Raw genomic sequence first — 2,137 nt, forward strand, 5'->3', positions numbered from 1 at the left:
TCAACCCCACGCCACGGGGTTTGGCGATGGTGCGTCACCTGGTGAGCAACGACGGTGGCGACCCCGATGGCGTGATCCTGGTGGACAGCGGCGTGCGTGAGTTGCGGCCCGAACAGTTGGCCGAAGGCATCGCCGATGCCAGTTTCGGCGGCTACTGGGCCTGGGAAGCGTTGATGCACAGCCCAATCGAAGCAGAACGCCGGGTGGTGTTGCCGGTGGATCAGATTGGCGCACCGGCGTATCACAGCTACCTGTTGGGCGCCCACGAACGAACCCTCGCCGAGCAGCCCGGGTTGGTGCGTGATTTCCTCGCGGCCACTGCCCGTGGCTATCTCGCAGTGGCCGAAGAGCCAGCCATCGCGCTGGCGGCCTATGAGCACACCACACCGTATTTCCCGGCGGAATTGCTCAGCGCATCCCTGCACAAAATCGCTCCGACCTGGCTGCATGACGGTCGTTGGGGCGAGCAACGCCAGGCGCTGCTGAAACCTTATGCCGAGTGGCTGCACGAGCACGCGGTGCTCGACAATCCGCAGGTGTGGCAAGGGGCAACCAGCAACGCCTATCTGCCCGGGGCGGCGGCATGAATCCACAACGCACCGCCCATGGCCTGGGGCTTGATCCGGTAGCTGCCGACTGGCCAGCGCTGCACGAAGCAGATATCCAACAGCTGCTGCACGAGTACCCGCAACTGGGTCAACTGCGCAGTTTGCATTGGCACAGCCCGCGACCGTTCTCCGCTGCCGGGCTGATCAATACCGGCAGCGCCACCCTGTTCGTCAAACGGCATCACCGGCACGTGCGCAAAGCCGCATGGCTGGAAGAAGAACACCGCCTGATCGCCCACCTGCATCGCCACGGCGCACCGGTTGCCGCAGTGGTGCCGAACCGCCACGGTGCAACGGCCACGACGCAAGGTGAATGGACCTACGAGATTCACCATGTCGCCGAGGGCCTTGACCTGTACCGCGATGCGCTGTCGTGGTCGCCCTTCCAAAGCACTCAACATGCGCAGGCGGCGGGTGTGGCGCTGGCTCGATTGCACATCGCAGCCGAGCACTACAGCGCACCCCGCCGTCAAACAGAAGTGCTGCTGGCCAATGCCCGGGTGATCGAACAACCCGCGCCACTGGCCGCGATCGCCAATACCCCGGCGCTGACCGAGTACCTTGCCGACAAGGATTGGCACGCACGGCTGACCGAGCTGCTGTTGCCCTGGCACGCGCCCCTGCAACCCTTGCTGCACCAACAACCGGCGCTCTGGACCCATAACGACTGGCACGCCTCGAACCTGCTGTGGCATGCAGACGGCAACGTCGCCAGCGTGCTGGACTTCGGCCTCGCCGACCGCACCTTCGCCCTCTACGACCTGGCGACCGCCATCGAACGCAACGCCGTGCCCTGGCTGGACCTGGACAGCGGTGGCCTGGCAGCAGCGGACCTCGACAGCGTCGACGCATTGCTCACCGGCTATCACCGGGGCCGGCCATTGAGCGCCCAGGACCTGCACACCCTGAGCGCCCTGCTGCCGTTGGTGCATGTGGATTTTGCCCTGTCCGAAATCGCGTACTACCAAGGCGTAGTGGGTTCCACCAGCAGTGCCGACGTGGCCTATCACGCCTACCTGCTGGGCCATCTGCAGTGGTTTGCCGGTGCCCAGGGGCAACGATTGCTCAACCACCTGCGGCGAAAATCCGTATGAGTATCCTGGTCGATACCGATTGGCTGCATGCCCACCTCGGGGAGCCCGGGCTGGTGATACTGGACGCCACCGTCGTCCTGCCGTCCCCGCGTTTTGACGGTGATTACCGGGTCGCCAGCGGTCATGCCGGTTGGCTGCACGCACATATCCCCGGCGCACGGCATGCCGACTTGCTGACCGATCTGGCCGACGTTCAAGCGAGCTACAGCTTCGCCCTGCCAACACCACAAGCCCTGATTCAGGCACTGGCGAATCTGGGTGCAGGCGTCGGCAGCAACGTGGTGATCTACGATCGCGCCGACGGTTTCTGGGCCGCACGCCTGTGGTGGATGCTGCGCGGGCTGGGCATTCACGCCGGCGTGCTGGACGGTGGTTTCAACGCCTGGCAACGGGCGGGGTTACCGCAGCACAGCCGGCAGCCTGCAAACACACCCG

General features: G+C 65.1%; 3 protein-coding genes. All 3 read left to right on the forward strand.

Features of this window, described 5'->3' with window-relative positions:
• A partial coding sequence (locus tag HX846_RS26150; RefSeq protein WP_178966381.1) for an ABC transporter substrate-binding protein occupies positions 1–587 on the forward strand: 587 nt, incomplete at its 5' end.
• On the forward strand, positions 584–1,702 hold the full coding sequence (locus HX846_RS26155) for a phosphotransferase (RefSeq protein ID WP_178966382.1): 1,119 nt from the start codon (positions 584–586) through the stop codon (positions 1,700–1,702). The genes HX846_RS26150 and HX846_RS26155, both read left to right, overlap by 4 nt.
• A partial coding sequence (locus HX846_RS26160; RefSeq protein WP_256739951.1) for a sulfurtransferase occupies positions 1,699–2,137 on the forward strand: 439 nt, incomplete at its 3' end. The genes HX846_RS26155 and HX846_RS26160, both read left to right, overlap by 4 nt.

The organism is Pseudomonas sp. K5002, from assembly GCF_013386655.1.
Classification (GTDB): domain Bacteria; phylum Pseudomonadota; class Gammaproteobacteria; order Pseudomonadales; family Pseudomonadaceae; genus Aquipseudomonas.

What these genes read in the sequence shown, in the direction of transcription:
- HX846_RS26155 (WP_178966382.1), top strand. Translation starts at nt 584, where the DNA reads ATGAATCCACAACGCACCGCCCATGGCCTGGGGCTTGATCCGGTAGCT.